Here is a 20,578-nt window from a genome sequence, read left to right on the forward strand (position 1 = left end):
GAGTCATACGCCTCCTCACATCAGCCTTAAAGGCCTCGCTGTAACGACGCATTGCTCTGCTCCATCAAGCCCCCTGGTGAAAAAAGTGGTCGAGATGGAGAGGCGTCAACTTTCCTGGCAGAGGGGGAAGTGGGAACAACAACAAGCTCGCTCAGCAGCAGCTCCTGACCAGCGCCTGGATGACCCTGCGGAGGGGTTACTAGTTCTGCAGTAGCTAAGCCGAACTCAAGGCAAGGACGACTACTGGAGTCGCAAGTGAGTCTGCTGCTGAAATCGCAGCATCAAGGGAACTTATCGCAAATATTTTTACCTGAAATGCAACCAAAAATAAAGCCAGCATCTAGGGTTCAGCAAGGCAAACATTCGCAGCACTAATCCAGGCCTGAACGGGTACCAAACACAAAGGCAACAATATTCTTGCTTTTTGAACCCGACCTTTTATTTCTAGCCTTTTTTGATCCCTAAGGCAGGCTATAAACCATGTCACTTCAGGTCAACAGAACAAATATTCAAATTCGACCGGACCCTTCGCGGGTGTTTTTAAGGGCCTTCGAAACGAGTGGCAGGGAACGCATTCAACGAATTGTTGCTCGGGTCATGGCCCTAAGCCGCTCCGAGGCGGAGCGCGAAGCCGCCATCATGCTGGAGAGCTTTGAAGGCCGCCATGAAAAGCTGCAGGCCTTTCTACTCACTCGTTTCGGCCATGTGAGCGAGCATCTGATCACCGATCGGCCCCTAAACCGCTGTGAACGACTGCTGATCGGTGCCTATTTCACACTGGAATATTCCCTTGAAGCGGCGGCTCTCTTCAATCCATCGATCGTGCGGCATCCGGATCAGTCGGGTATAGATGAAGGCAGCATGCGCTTTCTCCTAAGCCTACGGGCTACGGGCGAAGGCCATATCTCCTCAATTGTTTTTCGCACTGGCGTAATCAACCGAGAGGGAGGTATCACCCTCGATCAGCCGAGCCCCTTTGTGGCAGCTGCTGATGTGCATCCAAACCCAAGCTATGAAAAGCATCTGTTCGAGCGAAAGCTTGTTGAAATGGGCTTGCTTTCGCATCTTGCTCAGCGGCTAATGGATCAGCTGCCTGATTTCTTCAGCTTTGAGGAACTCAAGGAATTAACCAACCAAGCCCTGCGCAGTGACCGTCTCGCCAATACAGACAGGGCGCAGATAGTGGAAAGCGTACTATCGCTGGCACGCGCGAATTACGAGCTCAGCTTCGACACAGGTGACGACTGCTCAGAGCGGGCTATCTTCCCCACCTCTCCCACCGAAAGTCGAGGCATTGAAGATGCACGATTTGTTGCTTTTAAGGAAGGCGGGCAGACTACCTATTATGCAACCTATAGCGCCTATGACGGTCAGCTTGTCTTCCCCCAGTTGCTGGAAACTAAAGACTTCACCAAGTTCAAAATAAGCACCTTAAACGGCCCTGAAGTGGCAAATAAGGGCATGGCCCTATTCCCAAGAAAACTTGGAGACTCATACGCCATGCTTTCCAGGCAGGATGGCGAGAATATCTATCTGATGTATTCAGACCAGCTGCACTTCTGGTATGAAAAGCGTATTTTGATGCGGCCCACCTACCCCTGGGAGTTCGTTCAGATTGGCAACTGTGGCTCACCAATCGAAACCGAAGCTGGCTGGCTGGTACTGACCCATGGCGTTGGACCAATGCGTAGATACACCATAGGCGCGATTCTGCTCAACATTAACGATCCAAGCCAAGTGATCGGCCGCCTCAAGGAGCCCCTGCTAGAGCCAACCAAGGAGGAGAGAGAGGGATATGTTCCGAATGTTGTCTATAGTTGCGGATCACTAATCCATGCCGATAAGCTGATCATACCTTACGCCATGAGCGATCAGTCAGCCACTTTTGCCACCGTATCCGTTAAGGAGTTATTGCGAAAATTGAAGGCCAACCCACTGGAGAAATATCCTTGAAGCCAAGATCTACTCAAAAAATTGCAATCGTTGGCGACTATCTGCCAAGGAAATGTGGGATCGCCACCTTCTCACACTCGGTTTATCGAGCTCTCTCCGACGACGCAGCCGACAACGAATGCTTCATCGTTGCGCTAAACGACGTTCCCGAAGGCTACGCCTATCCACCGGAAGTTCGTTTTGAGATTGCGGAGCAGGATTTAAGCAGCTATCGCCGCGCTGCCGATTTCCTGAATCTCACCGATACGGATGTCATCTGCCTCCAGCACGAATTTGGCATCTATGGCGGCCCAGCTGGCAAGCATATCTTAACGCTTTTGCGCCATGTCCATATCCCTGTGGTTACCCAACTCCATACGATCCTGGAGGAGCCCAGCGCAGAACATCTGCATGTGATGAAGGAGCTCGCCGCACTTTCAGCACGGATCATTGTGATGAGTGAACGGGGGCGCCGAATTCTTGAGGAAATCTACGGGTTGCAAGCAGATCATCTAGATGTGATCCCCCATGGTGTGCCAGACATGCCGTTTGTAGATCCCAACTATTACAAAGATCAGTTTGGTGTTGAAGGCAAAAAAGTTCTTCTTACTTTTGGGTTGATCTCGCCAGCCAAGGGGATAGAAAACGTTATCCGGGCCTTACCTGAGGTGGTCAAGGTATTCCCCGAGGTCGTCTATATCGTATTGGGTGCCACCCATCCCCACCTGCTACGCGAGCAGGGCGAAACCTATCGCTTAAGTCTTGAAAGGCTTGCCCTTGAGCTTGGGGTTAGAAAGCAGGTAATCTTTTACAACCGCTTTGTGAGCGCTGAAGAGCTTAAAGATTTTCTTGGTGTTGCGGATATTTATATCACTCCCTACCTCAACCGTGATCAGATAACTTCCGGTACCCTCTCCTATGCCTTCGGTTGCGGCAAGGCGGTGATCTCCACTCCCTACTGGCATGCAGAAGAGCTGCTTGCTGAAGACCGGGGCGTGTTAGTGCCCTTTCGCAACAGTGATGCAATTGCCGAAGCACTGATCGGTTTGTTGATCGATGAAGTGCGTAGACATGCCATGCGCAAGCAGGCCTACCTACTTGGTAGGGGCATGATCTGGAGCCAGGTGGCTGAACTTTATGCCAGCTCATTTGAGCGAGCCAGGCTAGATCGTGGCAACGGAGTGGAGCTGCACTCCCCAATCAAGCCCTTGGAGCAGGAACCGCGCGAGCTGCCGGCCTTAAGGCTTGAGCATCTGAAGAGAATCTCGGATTCAACAGGTATTTATCAGCACGCTAAATTCACCTTTCCCAATTTCAAGGAAGGATATTGCACGGATGACAATGTTCGCGCTCTGCAATTACTTGTAATGCTCGAAGAATCGGGGGATGCCACGCCCGATGTACAAGCACTGGCTACTTGTTATGCATCGTTTATTAACTATGCCTACATCCCGGGAACTTGCCGATTTCATAACTTCATGAGCTTCGAGCGCACCTGGCTCGATGAAGATGGCTCCGATGATTGCCTGGGCCGCACCTTGCTAGCCCTGGCTGCCTGTGTAGGCAGATCCCGCCGCGATGATTTGCGCCACTGGGCAGTGGATCTGTTTCAGCTGGCGCTCCCCTCGGTCACCAAAACAACGAGTCCACGGGCCTGGGCCCTTGGACTCAAATCTATCCACGAGTATCTGCGCAAGCTAAGTGGTGATCGAACCGTCGATCTGATGCGCGATACCCTCACCGATCAGTTACTGGTGGCCTTCGATCAAAACTCCGGTGATGAATGGCCCTGGTTTGAGGATGTGCTCAGTTACGACAATGCTTCCCTGCCGCACGCCCTGATCCTCAGTGGCCGCTGGTCGAATCGAAGCGAAGCCCTTGATGTGGGTCTGCGCAGTCTGCGCTGGTTGATGGCAGAGCAAACCGCTGAAGCTGGCCATTTCAGGCCAATTGGTTCCAATGGCTTCTACCGCCGGGGCCAGCAGCGGGCCACCTTCGACCAGCAACCACTGGAGGCCTGCGCTTCAGTGTCGGCTTGCGTTGAGGCCTGGTCAGCTACGGGCGATAGCTTCTGGCTCCGCGAGGCCTGGCGAGCCTTTGCCTGGTTCCTAGGCGACAACGACCTGCACCTGCCGCTCTATGACGCACGCACTGGCGGCTGCTTCGACGGTCTTCAAGACGACAGCGTCAACATGAACCAGGGTGCCGAATCAACTCTGGCTTTCCTCCTGGCTCTGCAGGAGATGCGACTAATCGAACTCGCTCGCCATTCAATCCCCAAGCCATGAATAAGATCCGCATCGGCGCCATTGGAGCAGGCGGGTTTGGCCTGTTTGCTCTCCAACAGTTTCTACAAGTTGAAGGGGCGGAGCTGGTGGCCATGGCTGGCACCCATCGAGAGGCGGCACTCGCCATGGCCCGCCGTTTTGGAGTTGCTGAAACCCTCGATGTGGAGAGTCTGCTCAACCTTGATCAGGTTGACCTTGTTTACATCGCCACGCCGCCCTTCCTCCATTACGGCCAGGTGCGTGCAGCCCTGGAGGCAGGCAAGCATGTGATTTGCGAAAAGCCGCTGGCGCTCAACCTGGCCCAGGCTGATGAGCTGTTGCAGCTGGCCCGCTCCGGCGATCGCCTCTGCATCGCCAACCTGATGCAGCGCTACAACCCGCTATTTGAGGCCGTACGCCAACTTGTCGATTCCAAGGTGATCGGCGAGTGCCTGCATGGCTGGTTTGATAATGCCGCCGGCGATGAGGGGCTTTCAGCCGAGCACTGGTTCTGGGATCGCAGCAAAAGTGGCGGCATCTTCATTGAACATGGCGTGCATTTCTTCGATCTATTCGAAGGTTGGCTGGGGAAGGGAGAGGTTGTCTACTCCCAGCGGACTCTGCGCCCAGGCTCCGGCATTGAGGAGCAGGTGCAGTGCGTAGTGCGCTACGAAAATGGTGCCCTAATCAACTTCTATCACGGCTTCACCCAGCCGGCACGGCTGGAGCGCCAGGAATTCAGGCTGCTATTTGAACACGGTGAATTGACCCTGGAGGAATGGGTACCTACTCGGGTCCGGCTGCGGGCCGTGGTGGATGAAGAGCAATCGCGCAGGTTGATGCAGATCTTCCCTGACGCCAGGATTGATGTTCTCGAAAGCTATAGCGGCTCTAAGCGCCTAGCCCGTGGACGCCACAAAGACTTTGACACCTATCAGAAGATCGATCTTCATGCTGGATTGGAGGCCGAGAAGATGCGCCGTTATTGCGAGCTGCTGCGGGCACTGTTCGCCGACCAGATCGCCTGGATTGCCGATCGTTCCCATCAACGGCTGATCACTGAGGAGAATGGCCGCAACTCCCTCGCCATGGCCTGCACGGCAACGCAGCTAGCTGAGCCTGGCGGATGAGACCCCGTTTATTTAGCAGCTGCCTGCTGACCCCTGAGCAGCTTGCACCTTCTCAGCAAGACATGCGAGTTGTTGGCGCCTTCAATCCAGGCGCCGTCACAACGGAGCAGGGAGTTGTGCTACTTATCAGGGTTGCCGAGGCGCCTAGGCAGATCCGGCCGGGTTTCGTGGGTTTGCCGCGCTGGGATCTGGAGGCAGGAAAAATAGTTATCGATTGGCTGGCTGAGCAGGAATTGATTGTCGAAGATGCCAGGGTAGTGAAGATCAGGGAAACGGGCCTGCTGCGGCTCACTTCCACCTCCCATCTGCGCGTGGTTCGCAGCGCCGACGGTCGCCAGATCGAGCCCAGTGAGCAGCAAATCCTCCGGCCCAGCCTCGGCTGTGAGAGCTACGGCATCGAGGATCCCCGCATCACGCCAATTGATGATCATTTTTATATCACCTATGTAGCAGTATCCCCCCACGGTGCGGCAACAGCTTTGGCCTCTACACTTGATTTCAGCTCTTTCAAGTTCCACGGGCCGATCTTCTGCCCGGAAAACAAGGATGTGGTGCTGTTCCCGGAGCGTATCGGCGGCCATTATTTCGCGCTGCATCGGCCCACCACTGCCCATGATTTTTCCCGTCCGGAGATTTGGCTGGCCTCATCACCCGATCTACTGCATTGGGGCAAGCACAAGCCCCTGCTGGGCTCTAGTGCAGGCTGGGATTGCGGCCGCATCGGCGCGGGCACACCACCGATCCGCACAAAGGAGGGATGGTTGGTGATCTATCACGGCAACAATAAGGGCGAAGGTGAAAGCGGCATCGGCAGCTATGGGGCTGGAAAGCTGCTTTTGGATCTCGATCAGCCCTCGAAGATTCTCAGCGCAGGAGAGCAGATATTGGCACCAGAGATGGAGTATGAATGTCTGGGATTTGTACCAAATGTGGTGTTCCCCACTGGCATCATCCAACAGGAGGATTCACTGCTGATCTACGCCGGAGCCGCTGATACCGCCACCTGCGTAGTGGAACTTGGGCTCACTGATCTGCTGATCAGTGACACCAGCCAGCTGAGTCGGGAAAGGGGGGGGATGGCATCTCCACCCACCATATGTGGACCTCTGGCAACCCCAAACACCATATCTAGTGATCTGCACCTAAAGTCCAATAGTTCGGATGGCCTACGACGTCGATGAAGACCTTGGCGAAGACCGGCAGCTTGGCGAAGACCGGCAACCTGATGAAGTCGTTGGCGAGCTCCCTGATGTTGCCGGGCGAGGACACCACCCCCGCCGCGCCGGTGGTCTACACCACAGCCATCCGCTGCGACGGCAGCCTGGCCCAGTCCCTCGCCGGCATCAGCCTGCTGGCCAACCAGCTCGGCTTCACCCACGCCCCCGAAACCCTCTACGCCGTTGACGGCCAGAGCGCCGCTTTCCATGCCGACCATGGCGCCAGGGCAGTGAGCCTGGCGGTGGAATGCAACCCCCGCCAGCGGACCGTCTCCCTGGCGGTGAGCGGGCTGGATCACCAAGACACCTTTGAAACATTCCATCAGGTGTCCAGCACCCTGTTTGGCGACTGCTGATCGGGAGCCGTGATCCAGGCGGCCCCCCTCCTACGCTTGGCCTTCCCCTCAATGCTGTGGCCATGGTCAGTGGAACGGAGCGTGCCTTGAATGCCCCGCCGGCCTCCCGCAACACGTCGGCCACCCTGGATGCCATCCAGCTGATGCTGCGCGACCTGCACACCCGGCACGATGAAATACGCCACCGAGCCGCATTCCGCGGCTGCACCAATGAACTGTTGGCCGTTCAGCAGGAGCTGGTGGAATATTTGCTCAGCAAGAAAAGCCAGTTGACGGGCCATGTCGACCCGGAGAGCGGCGGCACTCGCAACTACAACTCCTTCGTTTGAGTGGCCCCTTGAGCCACCGCCCCAAGGTGGTGGTGGTGGGTGCCGGACCGGCGGGGGCCAGCTTGGCCCTACTGCTGGCCCGTGGCGGTATGGCCGTAACCCTGGTGGAGGCCGGCACCAACCTGGAGCGTCAATTCCGCGGCGAAGCGCTGATGCCCTCAGGGCTAGAGGCCCTGGCGGCCATGGGGCTGCTCGAGCTGATTCCAGGCCTGCCCCACCGGCCCCTGGTGGAATGGCGCTTCGTGGTAGATGGCCAGGAGCTATTCACCGCCACCGAGCCCCTCGGCGGCGATCCCAGCCGGCCCTGCACCCTGGTGAGCCAGCCGGCCCTGCTGGAGGCCCTGCTGAAACGGGGCAGCACCTACCCCTCCTTTGCGATTGAGCGGGGCCAACCGGTGGTTGACCTGCTGTGGCAGCAGGAGCGGGTGGCGGGGGTGCAACTGCGCGATGGCAGTCAGCTACCTGCCGACCTTGTCGTCGGCTGCGATGGCCGGGGCTCCCTGGTGCGCCAGAAGGCAGGGCTAGCGCTGCAGAGCAGCCCCAGCCCGATCGACTTGCTCTGGTTTCAACTGGCCAGTCCCGCGGCCTCGCCCATAGCTGGCTCCTTCACCACCCTGGTGGGGCCCCAGGGGGTTTTCAGCGCTTTCGAAAGCGCCAGCGGCGGCGTCCAGCTGGGTTGGGTTATGGGCAAGTCTCAAGCCACACCCGAGCTCAGCAGAGAAGGCTGGATCGAGCGGATGGCAGCATTGAGTCCGCCGCAGCTAGCGGCCTGGCTACGGCAGTGGCGCGGTGGATTGGGGGCGCCCAGCCGACTGACGGTGCAGGTGGGACTAGCGGAGCGCTGGTGCCAACCGGGCCTGCTACTGCTTGGCGATGCGGCCCACCCGATGGGACCGGTGCGAGCCCAGGGCATCAACATGGCCCTGCGTGATGCCTGGGTAGCCGCCATACGGTTGTTGCCTCTGCTCAGCAGTGGCTGCAGCGGCGCTGCCCTTGATGGGGTGGCCGTCCAAATTGAGGCGGAGCGGCGGCCCGAAATCATCAGCATGCAAACCCTGCAGGCTGCCGAAGCAGCCCGGGGAGAGCAGTTGCGGCAGCAGGGTTGGTTGCGGGGGGCTCTGGCGATCGCCGCACCCCTGGTGGGCCCCGCGATCGCTGCCCACTGGAGCCAGCAGCAACAACCGCTTCGCCAGGGACTGGCCCAGCTGCCAGGAGCGCCATGATGGGAGCAACCCCGGTGGAACCATGGCCGCGCCTCGGATTGATCCCGCACTTGCCCTTGGCCTGATCGCCCTGCTGGCTGCACCCCTACAGGCAGCACCCAAGGACCCGCCGTACCCATCCATGGACCTGTTGCGCGAGCTCCAGCTCCAAACCTTCGCCTGCGGAAGAGACAACACAATTGAAGTCTGCGGCAAGGCACGCACCATGGCCGATCCGCTGATGGATCACCCACGCCTGGGCGCCAACTGCAAGGACGCCATCTGGACGATCCTCGAACGGGCAAAGCCAGCTACCACCAACACTTTTGAAAGGCGCGAAGCTCTCAACCGAGCCGGCCAGGACGTGATCCCCTTCTGCAAACAGCAGACCCGCTCGGTCGCCCCGAGCAAAACCGACACAAAACCCAAGGAGAAAAAAGGTGCGTTCAACCTAATTCCTGGGTCCTGATCCTGATCCCGGCTGGCTCTCAATCAGGTTCAGCACCTGCTGGGCAGTGCTGTCCATAAAAGCCAGCGACCAGCCGAACTGCACCACCGCCTGATCGGCCAAGGCACAGAGACCATCCTTCTGAGCCGCAACTTCACAGCTGGCAGACAGGCCCAGTAAGGCATTGGTGAGCTTGCCGCGCAGGCAGGTTTCCTTGCCGCGTCGCTGGATCACGGCTTCAGCTGCCAACCGACTGCGCTGCACCGCCTCCGCCAAAGGAAGGGCGCGGGCTCCCCCCATCACTGCCGCCAGGCCGGCTTCTGTGGCCGCTAAGGAGCTGGCTGTTAGCGCCAAGCCAGCTAAGCAAGCCACTCTCCAAATGTGCCCGCTGGCAAACCTGTTTTTGGCCAACACCCCTGTCCCCAATCAACTGCCTTCCCTTGGAAGCTAGTCAGTTCTGGAAAGGTGACAAGCCAAGGTTAATTTGGTGCCCCAGTGCCCCTGTGGATTCGGCCGATGACCAGCAGTAATCCCGTGAGCATTCGGCAGATTTCCCTGGTCCAGCCTTTCAGCGACCAGAAGCCCGGCACCTCCGGCCTGCGCAAGAGCAGTCGCCAGTTCCAGACGCCCCACTACCTAGAGAGCTTCATCGAAGCGAGCCTGCAGGTGCTGCCAGGCGTGGCCGGCGGCACCTTGGTAGTGGGAGGTGACGGTCGCTACGGCAACCTCGCAGCAATCAAGGTGATCGCCCGCATGGCCGCAGCCCATGGCGTGGCCCGGCTGATTACCACCACCGGCGGCATCCTCTCCACCCCAGCCGCCTCCCACCTGATACGTCAACACGGCGCCGTGGGCGGGGTGATTCTCTCGGCCAGCCATAACCCCGGCGGCCCCGATGGCGATTTCGGCGTCAAGATCAACGGCGCCAACGGCGGCCCCACGCCGGAATCGATCACCGACGCGATTTACGCCGCCACCTTGGAACTAGGCGGCTATCGGATCTGCGAAGGCGGCAGCGATCCCGACCTCTCAACGCCAGGGCTCAGCAGCATTGGCAACCTGCAGGTTGAGGTTATTGATGGCGTAGACGACTACGTAGCGCTGATGCAGCGCCTGTTCGACTTCGACCAGATCGGCGATCTATTGCGGGGCGACTTTCCGATGGCCTTCGATGCCATGCACGCGGTGACCGGCCCATACGCCAGCCGGATCTTCGAAGAATTGCTTGGCGCTCCCGCGGGCACGGTGCGCAACGGCATCCCCCTAGAAGATTTTGGCGGCGGCCACCCCGATCCCAATCTCACCTACGCCCACGACCTGGCCGAGCTGCTGATGGGCAGCGATGCCTACAAATTCGGTGCCGCCTGCGATGGCGACGGCGACCGCAACATGGTGCTGGGGGCACGCTGCTTCGTGAACCCAAGCGACAGCCTGGCGGTACTCACCGCCAACGCCACCTTGGCCCCGGGCTACGCCGATGGCCTAGCCGGTGTGGCTCGCTCGATGCCCACCAGCGCCGCCACCGATGTGGTGGCAAAGGAGCTTGGTCTGGCCTGCTTCGAAACGCCAACGGGCTGGAAATTCTTCGGCAACCTGCTCGATGCGGGGCGCATAACCCTTTGCGGTGAGGAAAGTTTCGGCACGGGCAGCAACCACATCCGCGAAAAAGATGGCCTCTGGGCGGTACTTTTCTGGCTGCAGATCCTGGCCAGGAAGCAGACACCAGTGAGCAGGATCATGGCCGAGCACTGGAGCCGTTTCGGCCGGCACTATTACTCGCGCCACGACTACGAAGCCATCGCCAGCGAGGCCGCCCATGGCCTCTACAACCGCATCAAGGATATGCAGCCCGCGCTGGTGGGCCAAAGCTTCGCCGGCCGCAGTATCGCTACCGCCGACGACTTCGCTTACACCGATCCGGTAGACGGATCTCTCACAAGCGGCCAAGGCCTGCGTCTGCTGCTCGAAGATGGCAGCCGAGTGGTGCTGCGCCTCTCCGGCACCGGCACCCAGGGAGCCACCCTGCGGGTGTATCTGGAGAGCTATGTGCCCCCTAGCGGCAACCTCAGCCAGGATCCCCAAATGGCCCTCGGCGAGCTGATCACGGCAATCGATGGACTGGCCGAAATCAAGAACCGCACGGGGATGGATCGCCCCACCGTGATCACCTAAGCGGTTGTCTCCGGTATGGATTCAGGCAACCAGCGAGCCTCAAAGTTTTTAATCACCACATAGAAAGGAGGCACAACGCCAAGCGAAAGCACTGTGGCAACTAGCAGCCCCCCAAATATCACCGTGCCTAGGGATTGCTGACTATTTGCTCCAGCGGTGGTTGCCACCACAAGGGGGAGGAATCCAGCCAGCGAGGCGATTGCGGTCATCAGAATTGGACGCATGCGGGACTCAGCAGCAGAAATAGCCGCTTCCGCAAAGCTCATGCCATTGGCAACGTGCTGCTCAGCAACCTCAACAATCAAGATGCCATTCTTGGCAGCCAAGCCAATTAAGGTGACCAGACCCACCTGGGCATAAATATTTAGATCAATGGAGCGGAGCGCCAAGAACACCAGGGCTCCAAGCATGGCCAAGGGGACTGTCATGAGAATGATCACCGGCGTGACATAGCTCTCGTACTGAGCCGAAAGCACTAGATAAACAATCAAAATACCCAGACCAAACACCAGCACACTGGCGTTACCGGCAGAAAGCTGCAAGGAAGCCAGACCAGTGAATGCATAGCCAATATTATTGAAATCAAGCCGCTTAAAGATCTGCTGAATAGCCGTCAAGGCCTGGCCAGAACTCTTACCAACCGCCTCCGCGCCCTGAATCAAAATTGTTCGATAAAGGTTGTAGTGACTAATAACTGGAGGGGCACTTGTGAGATCTGAGGAGGCAAACTCACTAACCTGAACGAGCTTGTTGTCGCGGTTACGTACGTAATAACTGAGCACATCCTCGAGAGTGCTGCGGCCGGAAGCCTCTGACTGCACGTAGATATTGCGCACCTGGCCATTTTCATAGGTCAGGCCTGAGTAGTTGCCACCTGCGAGCACGGCAATCGTCTGCATGGCCTGCTGGAAATCGATGTTCAGAGCGCCCATAATCGAGCGATCAATTTTCAGACCAAATGCTGGGGCGCTGGGGATAAACTGGGTGTAAAGGCTTGAAAACTGATCGGATGCCGTACCAGCTGCCACAAGCTTTTGAGCTAGGGCATCGAGTTGGTTAAAGCTGTATGCACCATTACTTAAGTCGTTGAACTGAAAGTAGAAGCCACCCTGGGCCGAGAAGCCAGGAATCGCGGGCGGTTGGGCTGCTACAACTAGACCACTGCTAATTTTAGAAAGCTTGGCATTGAGTCGCTCTACAATTGACGGTGCTTTCTGATCGGCACCACTACGCTCCTCAAGGGGCTTAAGGCCGAAGAAGAACACACCCTGGTCTGGGCTGGAGCCGTTGAAGCCGTAGCCGCTAACCACCGAAGCCGCCGTGATGTCAGGCTCCTCCTTGAGCACCTTGGCAATCTCCAGGCCAGTCTGCTGGGTGAGACTGAGGGAGGCACCGTTCTGCAACTGAAAAATTCCCACCCCATATCCCTGGTCTTCCTCAGGGATGAAAGCCGAGGGCAGGGCCGAGAAAGCAAGCGCGGTGAGCACAATGCCGCCAGCGAGGCCCGCAACAACGTATTTGCGGCGGCGGATCAGCACCTCAAGTAAGCGGGCATAACTACTCTGCAACCAAGCAAAAAACCGATTGAATTGCTCAAAAATTGAGGCAAGCCGGCTACCAGCCAACCCGAACACGACAACTCCGAAGACGTAGGCACCGACACCAAAGGATGCGGCGCTGAAGCGGCCGAAGGCCAGGCCCACCACCACACCACCGATGGTCCAACCCCAACCCTTGGGCTTCGGAGGCTGCTCCGACTTGAGGATCAGGGCCGACATCATTGGCGAGAAGGTCAGGGCATTGAAGGTGGAGATGGCGATCGAAAAGGCGATCGTGAGGGCGAATTGCTTGTAGATGATGCCAATACCACCCGGGTAAAAAGCTACTGGCACAAATACAGCCATCAGCACAAGCGATGTAGCGATCAGAGCACCAGTTAGCTCACCCATACAGGCCATCGCCGCCTTGCGTGGACTCATACCACTCTCAAGATTTTTAGAAACCGCCTCGATCACAACGATCGCATCGTCAACCACCAGGCCAGTAGCAAGCACCAAGCCAAGCAAGGTGAGCTGGTTTATGGAAAACCCAAAAGCCTTGATGAAGGCGAAAGTACCTATAAGTGAGATCGGGATTGCCAGACTGGGCACCACCGTGGCGCGCCAGTTCTGTAGAAACAGAAACAGAATCACTAGCACCAGCACAATTGCCAGACCAAGGGCATCCGTTACCCCTTCAACCGCAGACTCAATAAACTGACCAATGTTGTAAATCTGCTTAACCGCGATCCCAGGCGGAGTTGACTGGGTGAATTGATTCATCACGGCCACCACAGCTTCTGATACATCTAGAGCATTGCTCTCTGGAGTTTGGAACACCGCAACGGTAATAGACGGGAACCCGTCGTAACTCACCGCCTGCTGAGCAAAGGTATTAAACCCGTAGGTAGCCTGGCCCACATCGCGCAGCCGTAGCAAATTGCCTTGTGGTGACTTACCAACTATTAGGTCATTGAGCTGATCTACTGACATCAAGTTGCCGTTGTCAGCCACTAAGATCGGGTAGGCGAACAGCTGATCTCCTCCAGCTGGCGGACCACCAATCAGGCCACCAATAGCGATGCTGTTTTGACTCTTGACCGCACTGACGATTTGGTCGGCAGTCAGCTGGTTGGCACTGAGCTTGCTTGGATCAACAAACAGCCAGAAGGCAGGGTTACTACCTCCCAGCAGATTGACTTGAGCGACTCCGGGGACCCGCTCAAGCTGGTAGTAGAGCTGCTCATAAATCAAGCCGTTGATATAGGAAGCATCAAATTGACCCTGGCTAGACGTGACCTGATAGGCCAGCAGAATCGATGGGGTGCTCTGCATCACCGACACCCCCGTTGCCGAGACCTGCTGGGGCAACTGAGGCATGGCCAGGGAAACGCGATTTTGAACGTTTACCTGGTCGATGTTGATATCCGTGTCTTCCTCAAAATAAACCTGAATAATGCTCTGACCAGTATTTGAGCTGGTCGATGAGATATAGGCCGCGCCCGGCACACCGTTGATCTGCTGCTCGAGCGGATTGGTAACGGCCTGTTCCGTCACTATGGAATTAGCACCGCCGTAATTAGAGGTCACCTGAATAAGCGGTGGCGCAATATTCGGCAGGTTTTCAATTGGCAGGCCGGGGATCGCAATGATTCCCAGCAGCACGATCAGGATGCTGCAAACGGTAGTAAGGACAGGCCGCTTGATGAAATTATCGGATAGTGACATACCTTTCTCAGTTGCTTCCGCTCGAGAGTTTCACTGGCATGCCGGTACGCAACAGCGCCGTATTTGAGACGACCACCCTTTCTCCTTTCTGCAGGCCGGAGACCAGCGGGTAGCGATTGCCCTCCAGCTCCCCAAGCTGCACTGGGGTCTGCACCACGATCGGAGTATTGGGCGGCAGGGCCTCAAGCTTCTGCTTCTGCGCCTCAGGAATTTGGGTGGAGGCGCGGATCTTGGCGAGCACCTGGCTGAGTTGCAGCACTCGATAAACAAAAGGCTGTTGGGCCTGCATCATCACTGCCTGCACCGGCACGGAAAGCTGGCGGGTGTTGCCGGTGACAATCAGATTGCGCACGTACTGACCTGTTTTGAGCTGGCCAGTTGCGTTGGGGAAGGAGGCCTTGACCAGCACCGTGTTTGGCGAAGAACTACTACCGCTCACTCCGTAGTAAGGGGAAATAAACACCACCTTCCCCGTCGCAGATAGAGGCGGGTTGCCCTGGGTCACCAGCTGCACGGTCTGGCCAAGCGCCACCCGCGATGAGCGGGTGGCGGGCACATCCATCAGGGTCCAAAGACTTGAGTTGTCGACAATGCCGGTGATCGCCTGTCCCTGGCGCACGTAATCACCCAACTTCACCGTATCGAGATCGCCGATCTCGCCGCTGATCGGTGCCGTCACGAATTTGTAGCCCAAGGTGGCCGCATTGGCGCGCACTTGGTCGCGGCTTTGAATCGCCTGGGTGACGTAGAAGTCGCGATCCTTTGTGGATACCGCTCCCTGCTCGTTCAAAAAGATATAGCGCTCCGCGTTAACCAGATCCTTACGGGCCTCGGCCTTGCTGGCATCCAGGTTTGCCGATTGCTGCACGTTGTCGAGCACCAAGATCGGCTGGCCCGCCTTCACCCGCTGGCCCTGGGTCGCCAGGATCTTCACCACCCGCCCATCAACCTCGGGGCGCAGTGCCACATCACTGGTGGAGCTGAGCTGGCTGATCACCTCAATCGAGGGGCTGAAATCAGCCTCGCCGATGATTTCGGACTGCACTACCAGCGGTTGCCGGGAGGCCTGTTTGGTCGCACACCCCCCTGCGCACAGCAGCCCTAGAAGAGAGGAGACCGCAACCGCTCTGTTCACATCCACTGAGCATCCAAGGGCAAGTTACCGGATGCCTGGCTTTTTGGCCTGGCTCGCAAGTTGCACCGGGGCACCATGGCGCAGGTTGAGCAGGCCAGCGGTAATCAGCCGATCGCCTTCCTGTGCAACACCCTGCCCCCCCCGCTGCAGTGGATAGAGGGTTCCTTGCAGATCTCCTATCTGCACCGGAGTTTGCAAGGCAAACAGGGTGCCTCTTGGCAACCGTCGCAGCTCGGCGATGGGAGCCTTGCCTGGCCGCTGCTCCAGCTCAGCCAAGCTGCCCACTAAATAGATAAATGGCTGTCCTGCCAACCTGGTCACCGCGGTGAAGGGAACGGCCAACTCCTGGCGCCGATCCAGCACCAGCCGCGTGCGACTGCGCTGGCCGTTGCGCAGGCTGCCCCGCGGGTTAGCAAACGACGCCTTCACCAGCAGCGTCTGAGTTGGGGCGCTCACCCCCGGATCCACCGAGATCACCGGGCCCTCCGCCAGGGGCTGGGAGCTGGAGGCCGCCAGCAGCAGCACCCGCTGGCCAGGCCGAACACGATCGGCATAGGTGGCAGGTACGTCGATGCGGGCAAGGAGATTGGCGTTGCGGATCAAGCGGGTAATCGGCACGCCCGCAGCAATCACATCACCCTGCTTGACGCGCAAATCGGCCACCGTGCCGCTGATCGGCGCCCGCAGATCCTTGAAGGCGAGATCGGCTTCCCTGGCCACCAAGGCTTCGCGGGCAGCGATGTAGGCCTGGCGAAATTCATCCCGCTGCAGGGCACTGGCAGCACCTTGACGGGCCAGATCCTGATAACGCTGGTAATTGAGGCGGTTGGTCTGCATCTGAGCGCGCAGGCTGGCCACCTCGGCCCTGAGCTGGGCCTGGTCGAGCACCAGCAGCAGCTGGCCCTGGCGCACCCGATCTCCTTGACGCACCAACAATCGCTGAATGCGGCCACCCGCCTGGGCCGCTAGATCCACCTCCTCCTCTGCCTCCAGGGTGCTCACGGTGTCAAAACTGGCTTGAAATTCAGCAGTTCCCAGGCGCTGGCTCTGCACCACAGGCAGCCGCGGGGCTGGCTCGCGGCCCTGCTGACACCCCACAACCAGGGCAGAGGCCATCGCCGTGAGAATCAAAAAGGGGGAAACAACTGGGCGGTGCATGGTGTGATGGTGGAACGGGCGCGCCGCGTGGCCGGAGCGTATCGCCGGCGGCCCGATGATGGACTCAGAACGGCGCTGCGGCGACCTCGTGAGCGACCTGTTCAGCCATCAACGCGACATCACCCTGGCCCGGGTCGCGCCCCTGGCCGACCGGCTGCGGCCCCGCAACCTTGATGACTTCGTCGGTCAGGAGTCGATCCTCGGCGTAGGACGCCTGCTACGCCGCGCCATCGCCGCAGATCGAGTCGGCAACCTGATCCTGCACGGCCCGCCGGGGGTGGGCAAAACCACCCTGGCCCGGATCATTGCTGGCAGCACCAGGGCCCACTTCAGCAGCCTCAATGCCGTACTCGCCGGCGTCAAGGATCTGCGGGCCGAGGTAGACGCGGCCCAGCAGCGCCTGGCGCACCATGGCCTGCGCACCACCCTGTTCATCGACGAGGTGCACCGTTTCAACAGTGCACAACAAGACGCCCTGCTGCCCTGGGTGGAAAACGGCACGGTGAATCTGATCGGAGCCACCACCGAAAACCCCTTTTTCGAGGTGAACAAAGCCCTGGTAAGCCGTTCGCGGTTGTTTCGCCTGCAACCGCTTGAGCCAGCACACCTGCGCCAGCTGCTGGAACGGGCCCTGCGGGATCCGGCAGTGGGCTATGGCGAACGCTCGATTGACTTAGCCGCAGCAGCGGCCGACCACCTGGTTGATGTGGCCGGCGGCGATGCCCGCAGCTTGCTGAATGCCCTGGAGCTGGCGGTGGAGACCACTCCTCCCGGTGCTGATGGCTCCATCAGGATCGATCTGACCATCGCCGAGGAGTCAATTCAGCAGCGGGCGGTGCTCTACGACAAGCAGGGGGATGCCCACTTCGACACGATCAGCGCCTTCATCAAATCGTTGCGCGGCTCCGATCCAGATGCGGCCCTTTTCTGGTTGGCCCGCATGGTGGAGGCGGGCGAAAACCCGCGCTTTATCTTCCGGCGCATGTTGATCGCTGCCGGAGAAGACATCGGCTTAGCCGATCCCCAGGCAGTGGTGGTGGTGGAAGCCTGCGCGGCCAGCTTCGAGCGAGTGGGATTGCCAGAAGGCCTTTACCCGCTGGCCCAGGCAGCTCTGTATTTGGCGGGAGCGGAGAAGAGCAACAGCGTGCTGGGTTTCTTCGATGCCCTCAAAAGCGTGCGCAGCGCCAACGGCCAGCAGGTGCCCGCCCACCTGCGCGACGCCAACCGTGATGGCCAGGCTTTTGGCGATGGGGTGGGCTACCGCTACCCCCATGCCTACGCCGAGCACTGGGTAGCCCAGCAGTATTTGCCTGGCGCACTTCAAGGTGAGATCTTCTGGCAACCGGGCAGCCTGGGCTGGGAGGGCCAGAGGCGCAAGCGCCTGCAACAGCGGCGGGCCGCCCAGCTGGCGGCTGCCGCTGAGATGGCGGCGGATCAGGGCGATGTGCTCAGCAGCAGTCCGGAGGATCCCCAGCTGGAGCGCTGGCTGCAGCGGCAAGCCGCCGCCGAGGGAGAACGACTCGACACTCTGAGACATCGCTTCTGGGCAGGCGTGATCTGGCAACGCCAAGCGCGGGTGCTGGTGCTGGAAGCGAGGTCGTTGCTATGGGCCCTTGATCCCCTGGCCGCTACGCCCGAGGGCGGGGTAGTGATCACCGTGGCCCAGGCCTCCGACCGGGAGCGGCTGCAAGCCCAGCTGAAGGTGCTCGACAGCCTGCGCCAACCCCAGCTGCTGCTGGTGCCTCCCCAAACCCCTGCCGCCCTTAACTCCCAGCTCGAACCGCAACTCGCACTTGACTCCGGGGCCCGCTTCGACTGGGTGATAGCGCGTCAACCCTGGCAGGGACTCAGCGCCGAACAAATCGAGGCCTGGGTCAGCCAGGCTGGCGCGCTGCTGGGCCAAAACGGCCAATGGCGCCTGCTGTTCAGCACTCCCCAACTCGGTCCAGCAGCAGGCCTGCGGGCCCTGCTCGGCAAGGCAGAAACCTCCCTGCAAACCTTGCTGGAGGAGCTAACTCACCTGGAGGGGCAGCGACTGATCCAGGCCCAAAGCACCGGCCTAATCAGCCAACGCAGCTTGATCGCCGCTGGATGGCAAGTGCAACAGGAGCAGTGGCAGGAATCACTCCAACTCGAGCTGACTGCCGAGCTGATCGAACGCTGGCTGGCCCCGGCCAGCTCCTATCTAGAAGCCATGGCCGCACTCCGGGGCAAGCCCCTAGCCAGTGATGCCGTGCAAAGCCTGCGAGAAGCATTCAGCCGTCTGCTGGGCCAGCCCCTGCCCCAGACACTTGAGCACACCTTGGTAAGGGCAAGGCGTGCAGACGCACTGAAAACACCCATAAACACATAAAAAAGCCCCGGCGAAAGCCGGGGCAGCTGAGGTGGCGAATCGCCTAGCGAGAGCCGAACACCAAGGCCATGCTCACCAAAGGCCAGGCTCACCAGAGGCCGCGGATAGCCTCAGGTTGCACCTGCTGAACTGGGGCTGGGGCTGGGGCCATTGTGCGCACTTCAGCCACGGGATCAGCCATCTGGTTGGCCTGGATGCAGGCCGGCAGGAACACGTACCAGGAGAGCAGGGAAGTGCACTGGGCGTCACCTTGGCAGCGACCTTCGGCACAGACGTTCTGGGCACCGGTGTAGGTGTTGCAGAAGTCGGCTAGGCGCATGTCGGTAGGCAGCGCATTCATGATGCCGGCCGAGGAGATCTGGCCGTCACGGGCATCGGCCATGATCGCCGAGCGCAGAGCCTGCACCGCGTAGGTGTTCATGCTCCAGTAGGGGAAGTAGCTGGTGGTTTGGTTCTTGAGGAACTTCACACCGGCATCCGAGTAAAGGAAGCGGGAGACGCCAACCAAGTCCACGTTGTAGGACTTGTTCATGCCCTCACGCACCTCGGCAGCAGTCCAGCCGGAGCGGTTCAGGCCCCCTTCCAGACCCCGATCGGTGACTTCACCAGACTGCAGAAATGTATTGAAGGCATCCTGGTTGGTAGACCACACGGCGCCGCCGGTGTTCCAACGAACGGGGAGATTGTTGTCGACTGCGGCGGACGCTGGCATAGCCACCGCCGAGAGGGCCGTACCCACAAAAAGGCCGGCCAGCAAACGCTTGATCACGAGAGGCGTGGAATCAGTTCAATCCGAAGCTAGCCACGCCATGCCGCATGTCACCAAAGATGCAAGTCTGCGGAGCGCATCAACACAAAAACGAAAGATTTGTACTGGATTTAAGTGGTGAACCTTCGTTTTCAGAACAATCACGCGCCTTTATGTACCCCCTCTTTCTTCGGGCTGTCCTGGCGACTCCAACATCAAACCTGCACAGCCCTCACCAACCGCCGCCCAACGCCAATCCTGCTGCAGAGCGCTGCTGTGATCGGGCTTGGCCCCATCACTGAGATTTTGCAAGCTACCGCTGGTGTGGTCGTAACACCACTGAGCCAGTTCTGCTGCAAGGGTGCGATGGCGCCACTTGATGGCCGCTTCCTTCAACACCCAGCTGTTGAGCACCGCTCGCCGTAGCTCCTCCCCAGTCAAATCCCCCAACTGCGCCTGTTCAGGCTCTGGATAAAACCGCCGCATCAATCCAGCTGGCTCAATAGGTCGAGCAGTGGATTCGAGGTCTACTCCGATGGGAGAGCCGGAGTAGCCAATCAGCAAGCCAGCGCCGCTATGGCTGAGACTGACCCATCCCAGATCATTACCTAAAAGTGGTGGTTGGCCGGGCGGACTATGGAGAGGCACCGCGGCACCAGCGCAGCCCAACACATCAGCCAGCTGCTGCCGGAGCAGAGCCCGGCTCTGGAAGTAGCGACTTCGCTGCAGCTCAGGCAGGCCCAAGCCCCAACTCCATTCATCAGTAGATAAACAACCGAGGCAGCCCCCCTCCAGATAGCGCAGCCATAGCTGGGGGGCTGGGCGCTGCGGCAGATCCAAGCTGCTGCCTAGGCTCACTCGTGAG

The 20,578-nt window shown here is 59.1% G+C and carries 16 protein-coding genes; 10 read left to right on the forward strand and 6 right to left on the reverse strand.

Going from position 1 to position 20,578, the window contains the following annotated elements:
- Window positions 1-480: 480 nt before the first annotated feature.
- From KBY85_RS09800 to KBY85_RS09835, 8 genes are all read left to right on the forward strand, one after another.
- Window positions 481-1,953 carry a glycoside hydrolase family 130 protein gene (locus KBY85_RS09800; protein WP_254961325.1) on the forward strand — a complete coding sequence of 491 codons (1,473 nt, stop codon included), beginning with the start codon at window positions 481-483 and terminating at the stop codon, window positions 1,951-1,953.
- Complete coding sequence (locus KBY85_RS09805) at window positions 1,950-4,220, forward strand: glycosyltransferase family 4 protein (protein ID WP_254961326.1); 2,271 nt, start codon at window positions 1,950-1,952, stop codon at window positions 4,218-4,220. Before KBY85_RS09800 ends, KBY85_RS09805 begins: the two co-directional genes overlap by 4 nt.
- The gene (locus KBY85_RS09810; protein WP_254961329.1) at window positions 4,217-5,329 is read left to right on the forward strand and encodes a Gfo/Idh/MocA family protein; all 1,113 of its coding nucleotides are present in this window, start codon (window positions 4,217-4,219) and stop codon (window positions 5,327-5,329) included. Before KBY85_RS09805 ends, KBY85_RS09810 begins: the two co-directional genes overlap by 4 nt.
- Window positions 5,326-6,510 (forward strand): glycoside hydrolase family 130 protein, encoded by a 1,185-nt coding sequence (locus KBY85_RS09815; RefSeq protein WP_254961331.1) that lies wholly within the window; start codon window positions 5,326-5,328, stop codon window positions 6,508-6,510. The genes KBY85_RS09810 and KBY85_RS09815 overlap by 4 nt, the downstream gene beginning before the upstream one ends.
- A 5-nt stretch (window positions 6,511-6,515) precedes the next feature.
- The gene (locus KBY85_RS09820; RefSeq protein WP_254961332.1) at window positions 6,516-6,902 is read left to right on the forward strand and encodes a hypothetical protein; all 387 of its coding nucleotides are present in this window, start codon (window positions 6,516-6,518) and stop codon (window positions 6,900-6,902) included.
- An 86-nt stretch (window positions 6,903-6,988) separates the two neighbouring features.
- Window positions 6,989-7,231 carry a hypothetical protein gene (locus KBY85_RS09825; protein WP_254932315.1) on the forward strand — a complete coding sequence of 81 codons (243 nt, stop codon included), beginning with the start codon at window positions 6,989-6,991 and terminating at the stop codon, window positions 7,229-7,231.
- 8 nt (window positions 7,232-7,239) lie between these two features.
- Entirely contained in the window at window positions 7,240-8,454 is a 1,215-nt protein-coding gene (locus tag KBY85_RS09830) for an FAD-dependent monooxygenase (protein ID WP_254932316.1), read from the forward strand.
- Between the two features lie 22 nt (window positions 8,455-8,476).
- A complete protein-coding gene (locus KBY85_RS09835; RefSeq protein WP_254932317.1) occupies window positions 8,477-8,902 on the forward strand; it encodes a hypothetical protein in 426 nt (141 codons plus the stop codon).
- Here KBY85_RS09835 and KBY85_RS09840 read toward each other — a convergent pair.
- On the reverse strand, window positions 8,885-9,235 hold the full coding sequence (locus KBY85_RS09840) for a hypothetical protein (RefSeq protein ID WP_254961333.1): 351 nt from the start codon (window positions 9,233-9,235) through the stop codon (window positions 8,885-8,887). The genes KBY85_RS09835 and KBY85_RS09840 overlap by 18 nt on opposite strands.
- Before the next feature lie 162 nt (window positions 9,236-9,397).
- Here KBY85_RS09840 and KBY85_RS09845 point away from each other — a divergent pair, with 162 nt between their 5' ends.
- Window positions 9,398-11,053: an alpha-D-glucose phosphate-specific phosphoglucomutase gene (locus KBY85_RS09845; protein WP_254961334.1), complete on the forward strand. Its 1,656-nt coding sequence runs from the start codon at window positions 9,398-9,400 to the stop codon at window positions 11,051-11,053.
- Here KBY85_RS09845 and KBY85_RS09850 read toward each other — a convergent pair.
- From KBY85_RS09850 to KBY85_RS09860, 3 genes are read right to left on the reverse strand one after another with little or no spacing between them, the layout of a single operon-like run.
- The gene (locus tag KBY85_RS09850) at window positions 11,050-14,319 is read right to left on the reverse strand and encodes an efflux RND transporter permease subunit (protein WP_254961335.1); all 3,270 of its coding nucleotides are present in this window, start codon (window positions 14,317-14,319) and stop codon (window positions 11,050-11,052) included. The two genes, KBY85_RS09845 and KBY85_RS09850, sit on opposite strands and share 4 nt — an antisense overlap.
- Before the next feature lie 7 nt (window positions 14,320-14,326).
- Window positions 14,327-15,454, reverse strand: a complete 1,128-nt coding sequence (locus tag KBY85_RS09855) for an efflux RND transporter periplasmic adaptor subunit (RefSeq protein ID WP_396121844.1) — start codon at window positions 15,452-15,454, stop codon at window positions 14,327-14,329.
- Window positions 15,455-15,478: 24 nt separating this feature from the next.
- On the reverse strand, window positions 15,479-16,612 hold the full coding sequence (locus KBY85_RS09860) for an efflux RND transporter periplasmic adaptor subunit (protein ID WP_254961337.1): 1,134 nt from the start codon (window positions 16,610-16,612) through the stop codon (window positions 15,479-15,481).
- A 55-nt stretch (window positions 16,613-16,667) separates the two neighbouring features.
- Between KBY85_RS09860 and KBY85_RS09865 the strand changes: the two genes are divergently transcribed.
- Window positions 16,668-18,965: an AAA family ATPase gene (locus tag KBY85_RS09865; protein ID WP_254961339.1), complete on the forward strand. Its 2,298-nt coding sequence runs from the start codon at window positions 16,668-16,670 to the stop codon at window positions 18,963-18,965.
- Between the two features lie 88 nt (window positions 18,966-19,053).
- On the opposite strand, the gene KBY85_RS09870 is transcribed toward KBY85_RS09865, so the two are convergent.
- Together KBY85_RS09870 and KBY85_RS09875 are read right to left on the reverse strand one after the other, a co-directional pair.
- Window positions 19,054-19,734 carry an alpha/beta hydrolase gene (locus KBY85_RS09870; protein WP_254961340.1) on the reverse strand — a complete coding sequence of 227 codons (681 nt, stop codon included), beginning with the start codon at window positions 19,732-19,734 and terminating at the stop codon, window positions 19,054-19,056.
- A 150-nt stretch (window positions 19,735-19,884) separates the two neighbouring features.
- Entirely contained in the window at window positions 19,885-20,553 is a 669-nt protein-coding gene (locus tag KBY85_RS09875; protein WP_254961341.1) for a 4'-phosphopantetheinyl transferase superfamily protein, read from the reverse strand.
- Window positions 20,554-20,578: the final 25 nt, after the last annotated feature.

This window comes from Cyanobium sp. BA5m-10, from assembly GCF_024346255.1.
Classification (GTDB): Bacteria; Cyanobacteriota; Cyanobacteriia; order PCC-6307; family Cyanobiaceae; genus Cyanobium_A; species Cyanobium_A usitatum.

Bases quoted from the DNA above. Each gene is read 5' to 3' on its own strand.
- KBY85_RS09800 (WP_254961325.1), top strand. From the start codon at position 481: ATGTCACTTCAGGTCAACAGAACAAATATTCAAATTCGACCGGACCCT.
- KBY85_RS09810 (WP_254961329.1), top strand. From the start codon at position 4,217: ATGAATAAGATCCGCATCGGCGCCATTGGAGCAGGCGGGTTTGGCCTG.
- KBY85_RS09815 (WP_254961331.1), top strand. From the start codon at position 5,326: ATGAGACCCCGTTTATTTAGCAGCTGCCTGCTGACCCCTGAGCAGCTT.
- KBY85_RS09835 (WP_254932317.1), top strand. From the start codon at position 8,477: ATGGCCGCGCCTCGGATTGATCCCGCACTTGCCCTTGGCCTGATCGCC.
- KBY85_RS09845 (WP_254961334.1), top strand. From the start codon at position 9,398: ATGACCAGCAGTAATCCCGTGAGCATTCGGCAGATTTCCCTGGTCCAG.
- KBY85_RS09850 (WP_254961335.1), bottom strand. From the start codon at position 14,319: ATGTCACTATCCGATAATTTCATCAAGCGGCCTGTCCTTACTACCGTT.
- KBY85_RS09860 (WP_254961337.1), bottom strand. From the start codon at position 16,612: ATGCACCGCCCAGTTGTTTCCCCCTTTTTGATTCTCACGGCGATGGCC.
- KBY85_RS09865 (WP_254961339.1), top strand. From the start codon at position 16,668: ATGATGGACTCAGAACGGCGCTGCGGCGACCTCGTGAGCGACCTGTTC.